Source organism: Chloroflexia bacterium SDU3-3 (genome assembly GCA_009268125.1).
Classification (GTDB): Bacteria; Chloroflexota; Chloroflexia; order Chloroflexales; family Roseiflexaceae; genus SDU3-3.
This window is the reverse complement of sequence record WBOU01000005.1, coordinates 433,733-450,185: the sequence shown is the minus strand read 5'-3', so window position 1 is coordinate 450,185 and position 16,453 is coordinate 433,733. Positions and strand designations below refer to the sequence as shown.

Annotated in this window: 14 protein-coding genes and 3 tRNA genes; 8 read left to right on the top strand and 9 right to left on the bottom strand. The window is 66.1% G+C overall.

The genetic code is table 11. The features are described 5' to 3' along the window. Positions 1-12: 12 nt before the first annotated feature. The gene (groL, locus tag F8S13_11105) at positions 13-1,650 is read right to left on the bottom strand and encodes a chaperonin GroEL (GenBank protein KAB8143540.1); all 1,638 of its coding nucleotides are present in this window, start codon (positions 1,648-1,650) and stop codon (positions 13-15) included. 93 nt (positions 1,651-1,743) lie between these two features. Next, complete coding sequence (locus F8S13_11100; protein KAB8143539.1) at positions 1,744-2,046, bottom strand: co-chaperone GroES; 303 nt, start codon at positions 2,044-2,046, stop codon at positions 1,744-1,746. Between the two features lie 606 nt (positions 2,047-2,652). Here F8S13_11100 and glpX point away from each other — a divergent pair. The 3 genes from glpX to F8S13_11085 all read left to right on the top strand — a co-directional run bounded on the left by glpX (position 2,653) and on the right by F8S13_11085 (position 6,187). Beyond that, positions 2,653-3,651, top strand: coding sequence for a class II fructose-bisphosphatase (glpX, locus tag F8S13_11095; GenBank protein ID KAB8143583.1), 999 nt, complete (start codon positions 2,653-2,655; stop codon positions 3,649-3,651). Positions 3,652-3,918: 267 nt separating this feature from the next. Then, on the top strand, positions 3,919-5,577 hold the full coding sequence (locus tag F8S13_11090; GenBank protein ID KAB8143538.1) for a protein kinase: 1,659 nt from the start codon (positions 3,919-3,921) through the stop codon (positions 5,575-5,577). 7 nt (positions 5,578-5,584) lie between these two features. After that, positions 5,585-6,187 (top strand): HD domain-containing protein, encoded by a 603-nt coding sequence (locus F8S13_11085; protein ID KAB8143537.1) that lies wholly within the window; start codon positions 5,585-5,587, stop codon positions 6,185-6,187. 66 nt (positions 6,188-6,253) lie between these two features. Here the strand turns inward: F8S13_11085 and F8S13_11080 are convergent, their stop codons facing one another. Further along, a complete protein-coding gene (locus tag F8S13_11080; GenBank protein ID KAB8143536.1) occupies positions 6,254-7,402 on the bottom strand; it encodes a zinc-dependent metalloprotease in 1,149 nt (382 codons plus the stop codon). Between the two features lie 204 nt (positions 7,403-7,606). On the opposite strand from F8S13_11080, the gene F8S13_11075 reads away from it, so the two are divergent. From F8S13_11075 to F8S13_11065, 3 genes are all read left to right on the top strand, one after another. Next, positions 7,607-7,693 (top strand) — tRNA-Leu (locus F8S13_11075). Between the two features lie 9 nt (positions 7,694-7,702). Then, positions 7,703-7,778 (top strand) — tRNA-Val (locus tag F8S13_11070). An 11-nt stretch (positions 7,779-7,789) separates the two neighbouring features. Then, positions 7,790-7,865: transfer RNA gene (locus F8S13_11065), tRNA-Phe, on the top strand. 61 nt (positions 7,866-7,926) lie between these two features. Here F8S13_11065 and F8S13_11060 read toward each other — a convergent pair. Continuing rightward, positions 7,927-8,403: a nuclear transport factor 2 family protein gene (locus tag F8S13_11060; protein KAB8143535.1), complete on the bottom strand. Its 477-nt coding sequence runs from the start codon at positions 8,401-8,403 to the stop codon at positions 7,927-7,929. Positions 8,404-8,504: 101 nt separating this feature from the next. On the opposite strand from F8S13_11060, the gene F8S13_11055 reads away from it, so the two are divergent. Then, positions 8,505-9,131 (top strand): TetR family transcriptional regulator, encoded by a 627-nt coding sequence (locus F8S13_11055; GenBank protein ID KAB8143534.1) that lies wholly within the window; start codon positions 8,505-8,507, stop codon positions 9,129-9,131. A gap of 79 nt (positions 9,132-9,210) precedes the next feature. Here F8S13_11055 and F8S13_11050 read toward each other — a convergent pair whose 3' ends face one another. The 3 genes from F8S13_11050 to F8S13_11040 all read right to left on the bottom strand — a co-directional run bounded on the left by F8S13_11050 (position 9,211) and on the right by F8S13_11040 (position 12,260). Further along, entirely contained in the window at positions 9,211-10,050 is an 840-nt protein-coding gene (locus F8S13_11050; protein KAB8143533.1) for a PAS domain-containing protein, read from the bottom strand. A 54-nt stretch (positions 10,051-10,104) separates the two neighbouring features. Next, positions 10,105-11,175: an STAS domain-containing protein gene (locus F8S13_11045; protein KAB8143532.1), complete on the bottom strand. Its 1,071-nt coding sequence runs from the start codon at positions 11,173-11,175 to the stop codon at positions 10,105-10,107. 170 nt (positions 11,176-11,345) lie between these two features. Beyond that, a complete protein-coding gene (locus tag F8S13_11040) occupies positions 11,346-12,260 on the bottom strand; it encodes an HAD family phosphatase (GenBank protein ID KAB8143531.1) in 915 nt (304 codons plus the stop codon). A gap of 99 nt (positions 12,261-12,359) precedes the next feature. On the opposite strand from F8S13_11040, the gene F8S13_11035 reads away from it, so the two are divergent. Then, positions 12,360-12,761 (top strand): poly(hydroxyalkanoate) granule-associated protein, encoded by a 402-nt coding sequence (locus F8S13_11035; GenBank protein KAB8143530.1) that lies wholly within the window; start codon positions 12,360-12,362, stop codon positions 12,759-12,761. 46 nt (positions 12,762-12,807) lie between these two features. On the opposite strand, the gene F8S13_11030 is transcribed toward F8S13_11035, so the two are convergent. Both F8S13_11030 and F8S13_11025 read right to left on the bottom strand, forming a co-directional pair. Then, positions 12,808-14,358 (bottom strand): hypothetical protein, encoded by a 1,551-nt coding sequence (locus tag F8S13_11030; GenBank protein KAB8143529.1) that lies wholly within the window; start codon positions 14,356-14,358, stop codon positions 12,808-12,810. 46 nt (positions 14,359-14,404) lie between these two features. Continuing rightward, positions 14,405-15,601 (bottom strand): radical SAM protein, encoded by a 1,197-nt coding sequence (locus F8S13_11025; protein ID KAB8143528.1) that lies wholly within the window; start codon positions 15,599-15,601, stop codon positions 14,405-14,407. Positions 15,602-16,453: the final 852 nt, after the last annotated feature.

Here is a 16,453-nt window from a genome sequence, read left to right as displayed (position 1 = left end):
AGCGGTGCGGGACTAGAAGTCCATGCCGCCGCCTGGCATCGCCGGAGCAGCGGGCTTCTCCTCGGGGATGTCGGTGATCAGGGCCTCGGTGGTGAGCAGCAGGCCCGCGATCGAGACTGCGTTCTGCACCGCCGAGCGGGTGACCTTGACCGGGTCGATCACGCCCTGCTCGATCAGGTTGCCGTACTGGCCCGAGAGCACGTTGTAGCCGTAGTTGGTGTCGCCCTTCTCGGCCTGGAAGCGGCGGACATCGGAGATGATGACCGCGCCATCCTCGCCAGCGTTGCGGGCCAGCTGCCGCATCGGCTCCTCAAGCGCGCGCTTGAGGATCTGGATGCCGAAGCGCTCGTCGTCGGCGGAGGTCGTGATGTTCTCCAGGGCCTTGGCCGCGTTGATCAGCGCCACGCCGCCGCCGGGGACGATGCCCTCCTCGATGGCCGCGCGGGCCGTCGAGAGCGCGTCCTCGACGCGGTGCTTCTTCTCCTTCAGCTCCGGCTCGGTGGCCGCGCCGACCTTGAGCACCGCCACGCCGCCGGCCAGCTTGGCCAGGCGCTCGTTCAGCTTCTCGCGGTCGAAGTCGCTGGTGGTGGTCTCCATCTGGGCGCGGATCTGCTCGATGCGCGACTTGATGGCCGACTCATCGCCGTGGCCCTCGATGAAGGTGGTGTTGTCCTTGTCGGACACGATGCGGCGGGCGCGGCCCAGGTCGGCCAGCGTCGCGCTGTCCAGCTTGCGGCCAACCTCTTCCGAGATCACGGTGCCGCCGGTGAGGATGGCGATGTCGCCCAGCATGGCCTTGCGGCGGTCGCCGAAGCCCGGGGCCTTGATGGCCAGCACGTTGAGCGTGCCGCGCAGCTTGTTCAGCACCAGGGTGGGCAGCGCCTCGCCGTCCACGTCCTCGGCCAGGATCACAAAGTTCTTGTTGCCCGTCTGAAGCACCTTCTCCAGCACCGGCAGGATGTCCTGGATGCTTGAGATCTTCTTGTCGGTGATCAGGATGTAGGGCTCCTCCAGCTCGGCCTCCATGCGGTCCGAGTTGGTGACGAAGTAGGCCGAGATGTAGCCGCGGTCGATCTGCATACCCTCGGTGTACTCGGTCTCGAACGCGATGCCCCGGCTCTCCTCGACCGTGATCACGCCGTCCTTGCCAACCTTCTCGTTGACCTCGGCGATCAGCTCGCCGATCTCGCTGTCGGCAGCCGAGATCGAGGCCACGTGGGCGATGTCGGCGCGGTCGCGCACGGGGGTGGCCAGGTTCTTCAGCTCGTTGACGATCGCCTCAGCGCCCTTGTCCAGGCCGCGCTTGAGCAGCATGGGGTTGACGCCAGCGGTCACGACCTTCAGGCCCTCGTTGAAGATGGCCTGGGCCAGCACGGTGGCGGTGGTGGTGCCGTCGCCGACCACGTCGTTGGTCTTGCTGGCAACCTCGACGAGCAGGCGCGCGCCCATGTTCTCGAACGGGTCCTTCAGCTCCACCTCTTTGGCCACGGTCACGCCGTCGTGGGTGACGGTGGGGGCGCCGAACTTCTTATCGATAGCCACGTTGCGGCCACGGGGGCCGAGCGTGGTCTTGACTGCATCGGCAACGGTATCGACGCCGCGCTTGAGCGAGCGGCGGGCCGACTCATTGAACTCGAGCTGCTTAGCCATAGCTCTGTCTATCCTCCTAAAGAAGTGAGAAACGAGAAATCGTGATCTGAATATATTCAGGAATGGGGCGCTGGTATGCAGCGCTGGGGAGCCTTAGTCCTGAATGATGCCCAGGATGTCCTTCTCGGCCAGGATCAGGTACTCGACATCGTCGAGCTTCAGCTCGGTGCCGCCGTACTTCGCGAACACGATCTTGTCGCCAACCTGGACGCTCATCGGGATGAGCTTCCCGCTGTCGTCGCGGCGGCCCTCGCCAACTGCCAGCACGCTGCCCTCCATGGGGCGCTCTTTGCTCGCGGTATCCGGCAAGAAGATGCCGCTCTTCGTCTTCTCCTCGCGCTCCACGGGCTTGACGACAACGCGATCGCCCAGCGGCCGAATGCGGAAGTCGGACATGGCTCCATCCTCCTTAGAAGTGTAGAGTACACAGATGATACAAGAGAGTTTAGCACTCGGCACAGGGGAGTGCTAACCGTTGTTTATACTACTCAGAAGCGGGGGATTTGTCAAGGGGGATTTTAGCACTCTTGCGAAAAGAGCGCTAGTGTACATAAGCGCCGCTGCGGCCTCTGCGTGCTCGTTTACCAGCATGTTTTACCACCAAGACTCCAAGGCACCAAGGGACAAATGGGAACGAAGACCAGCAAGCTACGATGATGTGAAGCGGTGTCAGACAGAACACATAGACCCTGCAAGCACCGCTGCGGCGTATGCATGCTCGTTTACCAGCAAGACGCCAAAACACGAAGGGGCTGAAGGGACCGTTTTACCAGTTCTACCACGAAAACGCCAATGCGCTAAAAAATGAAACCCCATGATCTTGGCGATTGAAAAGCGGCAGACAGCCATGCTACACTAGCCCACACAACCCACCCAGCTGGCCGCCTGTGCACCACCCCAGCACGCCACCACCGCAAAGAAAGGCCGCCAGCACCCACCCACAACACATGACCGTTGTTCGCCGCATTGTGCTGTATCGATGAAGAGGAGCGAGCTATGCGAATCGAACGGAACCTGGGCATGGATCTGGTGCGTGCCACCGAGATGGCGGCGCTGCGCGCGGGCCGCATGATGGGCCGTGGCGACAAGAACGCCGCTGACCAGCTAGCGGTGGATGCCATGCGCTATGCCCTTGCCAACATACCCATGAGCGGCACGGTGGTGATCGGCGAGGGCGAGAAGGATGAGGCCCCCATGCTCTACACCGGCGAGCAGCTGGGCACCGGCGAAGGCCCCGAGGTGGATGTGGCCGTGGACCCGGTGGAGGGCACCACGCTGCTGGCCGAGGGTATGCCGGGCGCGATCGCGGTGGTGGCGATCGCCGAGCGCCGCTCGCTCTACACCTGGTCGGGCATCGCCTATATGGACAAGCTGGCGGTGGGCGAGGCTGCGCGCGGCGCGGTCGATATCGACGCGCCGGTGCGCGACAACATCCACCGCGTGGCCCGCGCCCTGGGCAAGCGCGTGGAGGATGTGACCGTGGTGGTGCTCGACCGCCCGCGCCACCGCGACCTGATCCGCCAGATCCGCGAGACCGGCGCGCGGATCAAGATGATCCTCCACGGCGATGTGGCCGCCGGGATCATGACCGCTATCGACTTCCCGCCTGCCGACATGCTCATGGGCGTCGGCGGCGCGCCCGAGGCCGTGATCACCGCCTGCGCCCTCAAGTGCCTGGGCGGCGAGATCCAGTGCCGCCCCTGGGCGCGCAACGACGAGGAGCGCGCGCTGGCCGCCGACAGCCAGATCGACCTCGCCAAGGTCTACCGCACCGACGACCTAGCCAGCGGCGAGAATATCTTCGTGGCCGCCACCGGCATCACCGAGGGCGAGTTCCTGCGCGGCGTGCGCTACTTCAGCGGCGGGGCCACCACATCCTCGGTGGTGATGCGCTCGGCCTCGGGCACCACGCGCTACATCGAGAGCCACCACCGCTGGGATAAGCTGATGCGGATCTCGGCGCTCGACTATGTGCACGACGATCTGGCGGGCGAGGAGTAGTACCCGAGAAGCGCCCAAATGATCGTTTTTTGATGAAAGTAGGGTGACGAGCGGCCTCGCGAAGATAAATCTTTTGAGATGTTCTCGCCTGATCGCAGGCCGCTTTTTCCCCGGTCATTTCTACCAAGCCATTCTGATCTCTTTTTTTGCCCCCTGAACCAAACGAAGCAGCAGGTGGTATGCTGCACGCTTTCCATGTCCCGTAGTACGAATGGGAATCGTGTTATCATACGATTCTACGCTGGTTTTAACGCATACAGAGGCGCTATGATGCGACGCTGGTTCGCCAGGAATGGCCCCCAAAAAGGCGCTCGGGTCGAGCTTGGCCGCGAGTTCAACGTGGGCGATACGCTTGAGCAGCGCTACGAGATCGAGCAGGTGCGGCGCGGGTTCATGGGCATTGTCTACATCGCCTACGACCGCCAGCGCCGTGGCCGCGTGGTGATCAAGACGTTCCAGAACAAGTTTCTGTGGGATGAAGAGGCGATCAGCCGATTCAGCACAGAATCCGAGCTATGGATGCGCCTTGGCCACCACCCCAACGTGGTGCGGGCCTACGATCTCAAGAACTTTCTGGGCAAGCCCCATGTCGTCGCCGAGTACGTGCACGGCGGCCCGCTGCGCACCCTGGTGCGCCACCTCTCCACCCACGAGGCACTCGACTACGCCATCCAGATCTGCTGGGGCATGGGCTACGCGGTCGAGCAGGCGGGCATCATCCACTGCGACATCAAGCCCGACAACATCATGGTGACGCTCGATGGCCAGGCCAAGGTTACCGATTTTGGCCTAGCGCGCGTGCTGCCCAGCGCCCATGGCGGCGGCGGCGATGGCAAGCAGCGCTCCTCGCCCGTGTTTCGCGGCAAGCTCGCCACCACCATCGGCGGCACGCTGCCCTACATGGCCCCCGAGCTATTCGAGCACCCGCCGCGCCCCGACAGCTGGAGCGATATCTACGCCTTCGGGATCATGCTCTACGAGCTGCTCACCGGCAGGCTGCCCTTCGACTCGCGCCACGACGAGTCGATCATCCGCATGCACCAGGGCCAGACCCCGCTCGACCCCCGCGAGTTCCAGCCGCTGCTCGACCCGGCGGCCAGCGAGATCATCATGCGCTGCCTGCTCAAGCAGCCCACCGAGCGCTACATCCGCTTTCAGGATGTCGAGCGCGATCTACAGCAGCTGCGCATGAAGATCAAGGGCGAGCGCTACACGGCGGTGTGGACGCAGGCGGTGGGGGCCGACCGCGAGACATGGAACGAGCGCGGCATGATGCATATGGAGCTGGGCGAGGCCCGCGAGGCGCTGGCCTGCTTCCGTCAGGCGGTCGCCCTCAGCGACTCCGGCTCGGCGGTCTGGCTGAACATGGCGCGGGCGAGGCTGAAGCTCTGGCACTACCAGGAGGCGCTGGGCGATGTGGAGCAGGGCCTGAAGCGCGCCGGGGGGCGCAACGAGTTCAGCCAGCTCTACCAGGTGAAGGGCGAGATCCTGACGGCGATGATGCGCCCGCGCGAGGCGGTGGATGCCTATGACAAAGGGCTGTCGTACACGCCGAACTCGCCTGGCCTCTGGCGCGAGCGCGGCGGGCTGCTGTTTAAAAACGGGTTTACCCGCGAGGCCGAGCAGTGCCTCACCACCGCGCTGCGCTACGATAAGCTCGACTCGAAGGCGTGGCGGCTGCTGGCCGACATCCATATGGCCCAGGGCCAGTTCAAGAGCGCCCACAAAGAGCTGGGCGAGTCGCTGAAGCTCGACCCGCGCTCGGCGATCGGCTGGGCGCGCTACGGCCTGGCCCAGCTGAAGCTCGACCGCACCGCCGATGCGGCCAAGTCGTTCGAGTTCGCGCTGAAGCTCGACCCCACGCTCGATGAGGCTAGCTCGGGGCTGCAGCTGGCCCGCGCCAGCCTGGCCAAGCAGCGGAGGTAGCGCGGCAATGAGCGACGTTCGCCAGCGCATCGCCGCCTACATCCGCGAGCAGGCGCTGCCCCCCGACAAGTACAGCCACCAGCCGCGCCTCTATGCCCGCGCCGCCCGCCTGGCCCAGGGCCAGCCCTACGACGACGATGTGCTCTACGCCGCCGCCTGGCTGCACGACATCGGCGTGTTCCTGGGCCACCGCCCCGCCGACCCGCACGAGCTGGCCAGCTGGGACAATGTGGCCTACGCGCTGCAGGTGGTGCCAGGGCTGCTTGGACAGTGGGGCTTCCCGCCTGGGAAGATCGACGCCGTGGCCCACGTGATCGCGCACCACCTGCCGCACCAGCGCCCGGCCAGCTTCGAGGGCGTGCTGCTGCACGACGCCGACATCCTGGAGCTGCTGGGCGCGGTCGGCATCCTGCGCACTGTCAGCAAGGTGGGCCGCGACACGCGCTACCACACCTTTTCCGATGCGCTGGGGCAGCTGCGGCGGCACGTAGATTCGCTGCCCCAGCAGCTGTGCAGCGAGGCCGCGCGGGCCGAGGCCCAGCCGCTGGTGGCGCTGCTCCAGGCCTTTCTGGCATCCGCCGCCGCCGAGGCGGGCGGCCAGCCGCTGTAGCGCCCGCGCGGCAATGCCGAGCGGGGTGGCGTGCGCCACCCCGCTCTTTTGGTGTTCGATGGGTAGTTAGGATTCGATGCGGGCGATCCACTCCTGGGGGTTGCGCAGCTCCCGCATGGTCGGCAGGTTCTCGGGCCGCGCCCACACGCGGTTGGCGAAGGCCACGCCGCGCTCGGCCACCACCGCGTTGATAAAGGCCTCGCCCTGCTGGTATTGCGCCATCTTCAGATCCATGCCGGTGATCCGATTGAACAGCTCCTCGAACAGCGGGCGGGTCTTCTTGCGCTCGGCCATGCGCCGCTCGATCTCGTTGAAGCTGGGCAGCAGCTGCTCGCCGATCGCATTCATCACATGGTTCGAGTAGCCCTCGACGATCGACATAAGCGCCTGGATGCGGTCGAACACCTCGCGCTGCTGCGGGGTCAGCACCGCCTCGATCCAGTGCTCGCGGTCGGCCTTGCCGCCCATCAGCTGGCTGGCCAGGTGCGACAGCCCCTGCTTCATGCCCGCGAGCTGGTCGGACACGCCGCCCAGAAACTCGCGCAGCAGCTGGTTGAAGTAGGGCCGCACCCACGGGAAGGCCTCGAACTGGAAGACGTGGGTGGTCTCGTGTAGCGCGATCCACAGGCGGAACTCTTCGTCGCTTAGGCCCAGCTGCTGCTGCACGCGCTGGATGTTCGGCTCAACAAAGTAGAGCGAGCCGCGCATCTCGGGGTCGGGCGAGAACAGGCTCAGATCGTACTGGCCGAGCACCCGCTGGGCCAGAAAGCCCAGCAGCACGCCCATCTGCGCGCCGATCATCTTGCGGTTGATTGCGCCCATCACGGTGCTGGCGGCCTGCTGGCGGGCGACCTGGGTGTACAGCTCCTCCACCGGCTCCAGCACATACTGGAACGAGGTGAAGTTGGCCAGCATCCAGTCGCGCCGGTCGACCACAAACAGCTTGTCCACGGGGGCGGGCAGATCCACGCCCATATAGCTGGCGATCAGCGGCTCGCTCTGGGCCACGAGGCGGGCGTACTGGTCGCGGCGGGCGGCGCGGTTGTCGATCGGGGCCTGCTCCCAGCGCGAGAGCCGCAGCGCCACGCTGCGGGCCTGCTCCCAATCGACCAGGGGCGACTGCCCCGCCGCCCTCGGCACTGGCCGCGAGAGCACATAGCGCACCCCAAAGCCCGCCGCCGCACCCAGAAGCAGAATAGCGCCGAGTCGGCGCATATCGTCTTTTTGTCTTATCGCCAAGGTCGTTCCTTTCAGGCGCGGTCGCGGCTGCCCGCTGGCGCGCACGTGGAATGAATAGCGCTGTGTGCGGGGAACTATACTACAAGATCCCTCCGCATGCGCATCCGACGCTGGCGCGCATGCGCTTGTTGCGCCCGATTTGACAAACCCTAGCGACCTGTGTATAATACGCAACGTTGTGCCGAGGTGGCGGAATTGGCAGACGCGCTACTTTGAGGGGGTAGTGAGAGCAATCTCGTAAGGGTTCAAGTCCCTTCCTCGGCACCAAACCAAAAAGGGCGATTAGCTCAGTTGGTAGAGCACCTCGCTTACACCGAGGGTGTCGGCGGTTCGAGCCCGTCATCGCCCACCAGTAAGCATTTTGCCACGGTAGCTCAGTTGGTAGAGCATAGCACTGAAAATGCTAGGGTCCCCGGTTCGAGCCCGGGCTGTGGCACCAAAAAGAGAACCCCGTTCAGCGTTGCTGGGCGGGGTTCTTGGTTTTTCTTTCCCCATCCTGCCTATTGCGTGGCCAGCATCTGCTGGAACCCAGTGCCCTGCCGCCAGACCGCGCGGCTGCTCTGCCGCACGATCCGCCAGCCATCCTGCCCGAGCGCGGCCTCGCCCTCTAGCACCGCACCGGCCAGAAAATAGTTATCGTCTGGGTTGGCGCTTGGGTCGCCCGCGCCCGCCGCCCAGAGGTGCATGGCCACCACATTTACGCGAAACTGGGCCGTAGCGTCGCTGGTGAGCGTGATCATATGGCCGCTCGGCAGATGCTGGGTGGCGCGGAAGCGGCAGAAGCTCTGGCTGTGGCTCTGGCCGATCGCCTCTGGCCCACGCATGGTAGTGCGGTTGGGCCGCTGTACCAGCGCGCCCTCGGCAAAGATCTGCCGCATAGACGCTGGCTCGAACTGGCGCTCATCCAGCGCTACAAAGTAGCGGTTGAGCAGATCGGTGATTGCGGCGCTGTGCAGCAGTTTCTTCAGATCTTCCATGCAGACCCCTCTTTCCAAATGCTGTGCGATGGTTAGAAGTTGAACAGTGCTCAATTGAACAATGTTCAAGATAGACCATTGATGCTATACTGTCAAGTACTATGACCCTACAACGCGCACAGATTGTGGCGGCTGCGCTGCAGCTGCTGAATAGCGATGGCCTTGATGGCGTGACGGTGCGCAAGGTCGCGGCGCGGCTCGATGTGCATGTGGGCGGGCTGTACTGGCATGTTAAAAACAAGCACGATCTGCTTGATGAGATGGCCAACACCATCCTGGCCGAAGAGTTCACCGACATGCAGCCGCCAGCGCCAGGGCTGGCCTGGGCTGGCTGGCTGGCCGCAATCGCGCATCGGCTGCGGCGGGCCATGCTGGCCTACCGCGAGGGCGGGCGAGTGGTGGCTGGGGCGCACCTGCACCGCGCTGTCACGCTTGCCCAGCTGCTGGCATGCATCATCGATACGCTGCAGGCCCAGGGCTTCTCGTTCGACGAGGCGCGCTGGCTCTGCCAAACGGTGGTGAGCTACACCTTTGGCTTTGTGATCGAGGAGCAGGCCGGGCCAGCGCCCGACACGCTCGCCCAGCTTCAGGCGGCGGGGCCGCACCACCCCGCGCTGGCGGCGGCGATCGCAGGCCGGGATGAGGCCGACGATGCCCAGGCCAGCTTCAGCATGGGGCTGCGCTATATCCTGCTGGGCGCTCAGGCCAGCCGCAGCGCCGCCCCATAGGCCGCTTGGCCTCGACATAGCAACACCCCTGGGCGGCACTGCGCCTAGGGGTGTCGCTGTGTCGGTTGCGTGTCGTCCGCTAGGCGTTATCGCACACCACGCGCATGCCGTGGCGTATGAAAGCCCACTCGATGCCTGCCTGCAGGTTTGCCAGCGTGGTGATCGACTGCATATCGATGCCCAGATGGATGAGCGTCTGCGCGATCTCGGCACCGATGCCCACCAGCGCCACATCGCAGCCTAGTAGCTTGGCGGCCTGGGCCGCCTGCAGGATGTAGAAGCCCACCTGGGTATCCACCACCGCAATGCCCGTGATGTCGATGATCGCGCAGTCGGCCTGGTTTTCCGAGATGGCGGTGAGCAGCGTCTCGGTGATGTACATCGCACGCTGGCTGTTGATCGCGCCCACCAGCGGCATCGCCAGGATGCCATCCCACACCTGGATGACCGGCGTGGCCAGCGACTCGATGATCGACTGCTGGGCCTGGATCTCGCTGCGCGCCCGCTCGATCTCTTTATTTTGCTGCACCTCTTGGGTCACATCGCGCAGGAAGGCCATGAGGTGCGTGACCACACCCTCGGCATCGCGCAGCGGGGCGTAGATCGCCTCGACCCAGCATTCCTCGGCCCCGCCTACCGCCCGCGCATCAAAAGAGTGCGCAGGCACCACCACAATCTCGCCCGCCATCACGCGGCGGTGGCGCTCGGCGGAGCCACCGGCGGCCAGCTGTGGGTCGGTGATCATGTTGAACTGCCCCAGCACCTGCTGCGGGTCCAACTGGAAGATGTGGGCGTTGGCCGCGTTCATGGCCACAAACAGCCCTTCGCGGTCGAACAGGCTGGATGCTATGGGCGATTGCTCGAACAGGGCCTTGAAGATCTGGGCCGGTATGCTGCTGTGGATAAGCTGAGCGCTCATAGGGCGATCGTCCTCTTCATCGCTCTGGTTCAGAGAGCGTGGTTGAAATGATGGCTAGCTGGTCTGGCGAAGCGCGTAGGCGATGCCGCTCTGCAGCGAGCTGAGCGTGATGATCTTGCCGAGGTCGGCCCCCAGCCCCACCAGCGTCTGCGCCACCTCGGGGCGGATGCCGGTGATGATCATGGTGGTGCCCAGCAGCTGCACGGCCTGCGCCGCCTGCAGTAGGATATTTGCTACGCCAGTGTCGACAATCGGTAGCCCGGTGATATCGAGGATGGCAAAGGCCGCCTGTTGCTGCGAGATACCCTGCAGCAGCGTATCGATCACGCGCTGCGCCCGCTGCGAGTCCATATGCCCGATCAGCGGCATCATCACCACATGGTCGGTGATTGGGATGAGCGGCGTCGACAGCTCGGCGATCAGCGCCGCCTGAGTCTGTAGCGCCTGCTCTTGGATGCGCACCTGCTCCTGCTGCGCCTCCTGTAGCTGCTGCGCGACCCGCTGGATCTCGGCGGCCAGGTGCTGCTGCTCGTGGCGGATGCGCTGCTCGCGCAGGCGGGCCATCTCGCCGGTGATGGTAGTGGCCGACGCGCGGAGGTGGAAGCGCACCGCAGGCTGGCCCTCCACGTCGATGAACTCCTCGTCGGCCCAGCATGTGATACCAAGCGCATGCGAGAAGATGCCGATCAGCTTGCCCTGTAGGAAGGGGCAGCCCCACTGCTGCGCCTGCCCCTGCTGCATCTGCAGCTCCCAGGGGTTGCGTACCACCACGGTGGCCTCGCGGCGCTGGGTGTCGTAGTGGTGCAGCTCGAAGGCCCCCCAGCCAGCGGCGGACACCGCGCGGCCCCAGGCAAGAAACCCCTCCTCGAAGGTGCTGCCGAGCGTGGTGACCATGGCGTGGTAGTCGGAGTCGGTCCCACGGCTGGCGCGCTCGGCGATCAGCAGGCGGAAGAGCGGGGTGCCGACCTCGCTGGCGAAGGGCTGAAGCATGTCCAGCATGGAGGGGTTGAGCCAGAAAAGGACGGCGGGCAGGCCAAAGAAGTGGAGCTGGCCCTGGCCAAGCTGCCACTGAAATGATGCGTTCTGAAGCTCGATCTCGTAGGTTTCCTGGGGTGATTCTGTCATGGGATGGTCTTTCCGCGCGCCAGGTAGCTATGGTACGCGCCCGGCGTACATAGGGTAGGGGCTTTCACCTACTGCATGATAGAAAATGCCTGTCTCTAGACTGTAACCATAACCATGGGGCGGTGGGGGCACATGGCCCCCCGCACGATCGTGCGCTCGGGTGGGCTGCCCTAGCCGAGGATGTAGCGCTGGATGGCCCAGGCCACGCCGTCCTCGGCCACGGTGGGGATGACGGCCTTGGCGGCGGCGTGGGCCTCAGGCGCGCCGTTGCCCATGGCCAGCCCCAGCCCGGCCCAGCGGATCATCTCGATATCGTTCATGTGGTCGCCGATGGCCATCACCTGCTCGCGCGGGATGCCGAGATCGCGGGCCAGCGCCTCAAGGGCGGTGCCCTTGCTGATGTTCTGGGGGATCAGCTCAAGGTAGTGGTCGTGCGAGCGCAGCACATCCAGCTGGCCCTGGAAGGCGGCCTGGAAGTCGGGCTGGAAGCGGTCGATCACCGCTGGCTCGGCGGTGAACTGCACCTTGAGCACGCCCGCGTGGTGGGCCACGGCGGGCAGGTCGGGCGCGACCACCAGGTCGAGGCCCTCGGGGTGGAAGCTGCGGTAGTAGGCTAGCTCGGGGCGGGTGTCGTCGGCGATATAGATCTTCTCGTCGGCGTAGATCAGGCAGAACAGCCCGCGCTCAAGCATCATCTGCGCGCCCTGGGCGGCCAGCGCGGCTGGCACATACACCGGGTTGGACATAGCCCCGCTCTGCGAGTCGAAGATCGCCCCGCCCTGGTAGCAGATCACGGGGCCGCTGACGCCCAGCGCCTCGACGTAGGGCAGGGTGGCGCGGAAGGTGCGCCCGGTGGCGATGGTGATGGTGACGCCGCGCTCGCTGGCGGCCTTGGCCGCCGCCCGCACAGCGGGGGTGATCGTCATACGCTGGTCGAGCAGCGTCCCATCCAGATCCAGCGCCAGAAGTCGGTATGTCATAGCTCCTGCTCTTTCATGCTTGCCGGTTTCTTGCTCATCATAGCGCAAGACATGCGAGCGCGGTGTAGATATTTTGCAGGAGAAAGCAAGCTGCCCCGCTTTCATCGGGCCGTTGACTCGGCCTAGGCGGCGTGCTATACTGCCGTATAACGCACTGCGTCATACCGCCGATAGCCTATGCGGCAGAGATAAGGAGCGACACCAATGAGCGAAGAAGTCGAGGTCAAGGTGACATCCGCGCAGCCCGCTGGCCACGCGCCCTCGCTGTTCGATGGCGTGCGCAGGCTGGTGCTGGCCAGCATCGGCGCGGTGGCCATCACCCGCGACGAGGCCGAGAAGGTGATCGACCAGCTGGTGGAGCGCGGCGAGCTGGCCCAGAAAGAGGGCGAGCGCCTGACGAGCGAGCTGGGCCAGCGGCTGCGCGCAACGCGGGCCGAGGCCGAGCAGGGCGGCACGCACCTGAATCGCCAGATCGAGCAGGGCATCGAGCAGGTGCTCGGGCGGCTGAATATCCCCAGCAAGCGCGAGATCGACGAGCTGACGGCCAAGATCGCCGAGCTGAATGCCCAGATCGCGGCGCTGAAGAGCGGCGGCGACCAGCACTAGCGCATGTGCAGAAGGGGGCGAGGCCTGCACGGCCTCGCCCCCTTTGCTATGCCTGCGCCTCGCGGGCCGGGCCGGGCTGGGGCGGGCGCGTGCCAGCGGGCGCGGCGCGGCGCAGCCCCAGCGCCAGCAGCGGCGGCCCGAACACCAGGGTGGGCAGCAGCAGGTTCCAGGCGACGCTGTCGGCCCGCCAGCCCAGCGCGGGCATCAGGAACGAGACCGCCACATAGCTCAGCATCGCGGTGAGGCAGAACAGCACCACCGCCACCAGCGCACGGAGGCGCTGGGGCTGGATGGACACCAGCGCCATGGCCCACACCAGATACCAGGGCTGGAACCAGGCGCTGGCCACGCACAGGAACCAGATCGTGAGCCAGAGGAAGTGGGCCGCCATCCGCGCGGGCTGCCGCCAGGCCCGCCACGCCGCCCAGGCCACGCCCTCGGCCAGCAGCCCCGCGCCCAGCGCCGAGGCGATCTGCTGCGCGGTGCCCTGGGGCACGCCCAGCTGGCCGAGCAGCAGCGCCAGCGCGGTGAGCCACGACGAGTTGAAGAGCGACCCCCGGTCGCTGAAGTTGCGCAGCGTCTCCATCCCCTGCCAGAACGGCAGGTAGGCGCAGAACACCAGCGCCGCGCATGCGGCCCCGCCGAACAGCAGCAGCGCCAGCTGTGCGCCCCGGTTCTCAAGCCGCTTCAGCGCCGAGGCCAGCACCACCAGGCCGAAGATCAGCGCGATGTACTTGATCAGGCCGCCCATGGTGAGGGCCAGGAACGCGCCGGTGGCGGCCAGGATGATCTGCTCGGGGTCGCGCTCGCGGGCGTAGCCGATGGCCCACACGGCGGCCACCAGGGTTGCGGCCATCCACGCGTCGTTGTGGGCCGCCGCCACCGACTCCCAGAGCACCAGGGGGTTCCACAGCCATAGGTACAGCCCCTGCCAGCGTCGCTCGGGGGCCAGCCTGCCCAGCGCGCCCCAGATCAGCGCGCCGCACGCCGCGTAGCCGCCCAGCCCCAGCAGCTTGTACGAGAGCATCAGGTGCTGGAGCCATGGGTCGATGTGGCGCGGTATGGGGCCGGGGCGCTCGCCCGCGACCATGGCGGCCATCTGGCTGAGCAGCTCCCACAGCGGGCCGTAGGCCGTAACCGCGTGGTTCCAGGGGATGAAGCGGAACGGCCTCGCCCGCAGCAGCGGGTCGGCTGCGAATTCGGCGGGGGGCTGGATGAAGGTGTTGGCCCCGTAGCGCACCGCCATCCTGCCGCGAAACAGGTAGTCGTAGATATCGAGCGAGGTGGTGGGGTAGACAAAGATCAGCGTGATGGCGAAGATCGCTGGCGGCAGCAGCACCAGCAGGGCGGCGCGGCCCTCGGGCCGCCAGCAGCCCAGCGTGATAGCGCCTAGCGCGTAGCCGCCAAACAGCAGCAGGATGCACACACTGATCGTCACCCCGGCGCGCGGATCGGATCGGGTGATGCGGTCGAGGTTGGCGAGCGGGATGGCATAGTAGCGGAACAGCGGGAACTCCATCGCCGCGGCGATGTAGATCAGCGCAGATCCAATACCGATCATGGCAAGGGAGATCGCTCGGTGGGGCGCAGGCTCCATAGGGGGTGCTCTCTTGATGTGACGATGTATCCGGGCTACCCTAAGCCTACCATAAGCTGAGCTGCTCGGCCACTGGTGGCGGTGGGGCCGTGTAGTGGCGAGCGCGGGCCTCGCTGTCGCGCCCGAAGAAGCGCCCGTCGAGCAGCACAAAGTCGATCGCGCGGGTGGCGATGGCCCCGAGCCCGCGCAGCTGCTGCGGCTCGCGGAAGCGGTGCTGCTGGCGCAGGCGGATGATACGGCTGGCGCTCACGGGGCCGAGGCCAGGCACGCGCATCAGCAGGGCGGCGTCGGCGGTGTTGATCTCCACGGGGAAGCGCTCGGGGTGGGCGATGGCCCATGCCAGCTTGGGGTCGATGCCCAGCGGCAGGTTGCCGCCGGTGTCGTAGGGCAGCTCGCGGTTCTCGAAGCCGTAGTGGCGCAGCAGCCAGTCGGCCTCCTTCAGGCGCTGCTCGCGCGCCAGGGGCGTGGGGGCGTTTTCGGCCAGGGGCGTGCCGGGCATGGGGCGGAACGCGCCGAAGTACACGCGGCGCAGCTCCAGGCTGCGGTAGAGCCACGCGGTGGTATCCAGCAGCTCGCGGTCGCTCTCGCCCGACGCGCCCACCACGAACTGGGTGGCGATACCGCTGGGCAGCAGCCCGGCGCGCTGCCAGTCGCGCGCCCAGATCAGCGGGCCGATCACGTCGGCATACCAGTCGCGCTTGGGCGAGAGCTGGGCTAGGCGCTCGGCGGTGGGGGCCTCGATATTGATGCTGAGCCGACTGCCGAGCCGCACGGCCCGCTCGACCTCGTCGCGGGTGGCGCCGGGCAGCAGCTTGAGGTGCAGGTAGCCCTCGAAGCGGGCCTTGGTGCGCAGGTGCTCGACGCCATCGAGCATGCGCTGGGTGGCGCGGCGGGCGTCGCCATCCACGCCGGTGGAGAGCAGCACCCCCTGGGCCGCACCGCGCTGGATGCGGGGCAGCACCACCTGGGCCAGCTCCTCTGGCTCAAGCGCGGCGCGCGGCGCGTCGGTGGCCGAGCGCAGCGGGCAGTAGGGGCAGTCCCACTCGCAGCGGCTGCTCATCAGCAGGCGCATGGTGGGCAGGGCGCGGCCCGGCGGCCCGGCCTCGGCGTCGATGGCGCGGTCGTCCCAGGTGGCCTTGGTGGCCTTGGCGGGGCGGTAGCGCCTGCCGGGCTGGTGGTGCTGATCGCAGGCCTCGAAGCGGGCTGCGGGCGCCAGGATGTCGAGCTTGCTCTGCAGATCCATGGGGCAGATTATAGCACGGGGGTTCGGGTGGCGGAAGGCCCGGCGCGACGCGCTACAGGGCCTATGCGCTCTCGGTCGCCAGCGCATGTTTTTACCACCAAGACACCAAGGGACAAAAAGCGAACGAATACCACGAAGGCGCGAAGACACGAAGGGAAGAAACCCGATCACCGCCAAGCGAAACGTCATCAGAGCGAACTCATAAGCCCTGCGGTGCGCTACGGGGCCTATGCTGTTCCTCACATGGTGTCACTTTTGAAGGGTTTCCGGTGATTCTTTGGCAAAAATTGGGGGAAGCTCTGTGTGGGTTGGGGGAAGCTCTGTGTGGGTTGGGGGAGGCTCTGTGTGGGTTGGGGGAAGCTCTGTGTGGGTTGGGGGAGGCTCTGTGTGGGTTGGGGGAAGCTCTGTGTGGGTTGGGGGAAGCTCTGTGTAGGTTGGGGGAAGCTCTGTGTAGGTTGGGGGAAGCTCTGTGTAGGTTGGGGGAAGCTCTGCGTAGGTCGGGGCTGGGTGCGCCTTTGTTAAGAGTGGTTGTTTCTGGTTGGTGGTGCATGCCCTGTGCGGGCGGCACCAAGGGCTCCGTGCCCTTGGATCCCCGCGAGGGGCGTTGCCCTCACATGGTGTCACTTTTCCTGTCGGCGCTGGGCGTTTTTTCCATCAGCGATGGCATTGGTCGATGTTTGGTGGGTGGATGCCCTGCGCGGGCAGCGCCTAGGGGCCAGCCCCTAGGAACCCCGCGAGGGGGCGTTGCCCCCTTCGAAACCCCCAATTTGTAGCATTCCTATGCCGGAATCGGGCAGCTGGTGTTCGTGCATATGGCCAGTTGACCTGAGCGGCACCTTCGCCGCATGGGCC

Excerpts from the sequence above, each read along its gene's own strand:
- F8S13_11025 (KAB8143528.1), bottom strand. The coding sequence starts at position 15,601 with ATGGATCTGCAGAGCAAGCTCGACATCCTGGCGCCCGCAGCCCGCTTC.
- groL (KAB8143540.1), bottom strand. The coding sequence starts at position 1,650 with ATGGCTAAGCAGCTCGAGTTCAATGAGTCGGCCCGCCGCTCGCTCAAG.
- F8S13_11085 (KAB8143537.1), top strand. The coding sequence starts at position 5,585 with ATGAGCGACGTTCGCCAGCGCATCGCCGCCTACATCCGCGAGCAGGCG.
- F8S13_11055 (KAB8143534.1), top strand. The coding sequence starts at position 8,505 with ATGACCCTACAACGCGCACAGATTGTGGCGGCTGCGCTGCAGCTGCTG.
- F8S13_11090 (KAB8143538.1), top strand. The coding sequence starts at position 3,919 with ATGATGCGACGCTGGTTCGCCAGGAATGGCCCCCAAAAAGGCGCTCGG.
- F8S13_11050 (KAB8143533.1), bottom strand. The coding sequence starts at position 10,050 with ATGAGCGCTCAGCTTATCCACAGCAGCATACCGGCCCAGATCTTCAAG.
- F8S13_11080 (KAB8143536.1), bottom strand. The coding sequence starts at position 7,402 with ATGCGCCGACTCGGCGCTATTCTGCTTCTGGGTGCGGCGGCGGGCTTT.
- F8S13_11045 (KAB8143532.1), bottom strand. The coding sequence starts at position 11,175 with ATGACAGAATCACCCCAGGAAACCTACGAGATCGAGCTTCAGAACGCA.
- F8S13_11030 (KAB8143529.1), bottom strand. The coding sequence starts at position 14,358 with ATGGAGCCTGCGCCCCACCGAGCGATCTCCCTTGCCATGATCGGTATT.
- F8S13_11060 (KAB8143535.1), bottom strand. The coding sequence starts at position 8,403 with ATGGAAGATCTGAAGAAACTGCTGCACAGCGCCGCAATCACCGATCTG.
- F8S13_11035 (KAB8143530.1), top strand. The coding sequence starts at position 12,360 with ATGAGCGAAGAAGTCGAGGTCAAGGTGACATCCGCGCAGCCCGCTGGC.
- F8S13_11100 (KAB8143539.1), bottom strand. The coding sequence starts at position 2,046 with ATGTCCGACTTCCGCATTCGGCCGCTGGGCGATCGCGTTGTCGTCAAG.
- F8S13_11040 (KAB8143531.1), bottom strand. The coding sequence starts at position 12,260 with ATGAAAGCGGGGCAGCTTGCTTTCTCCTGCAAAATATCTACACCGCGC.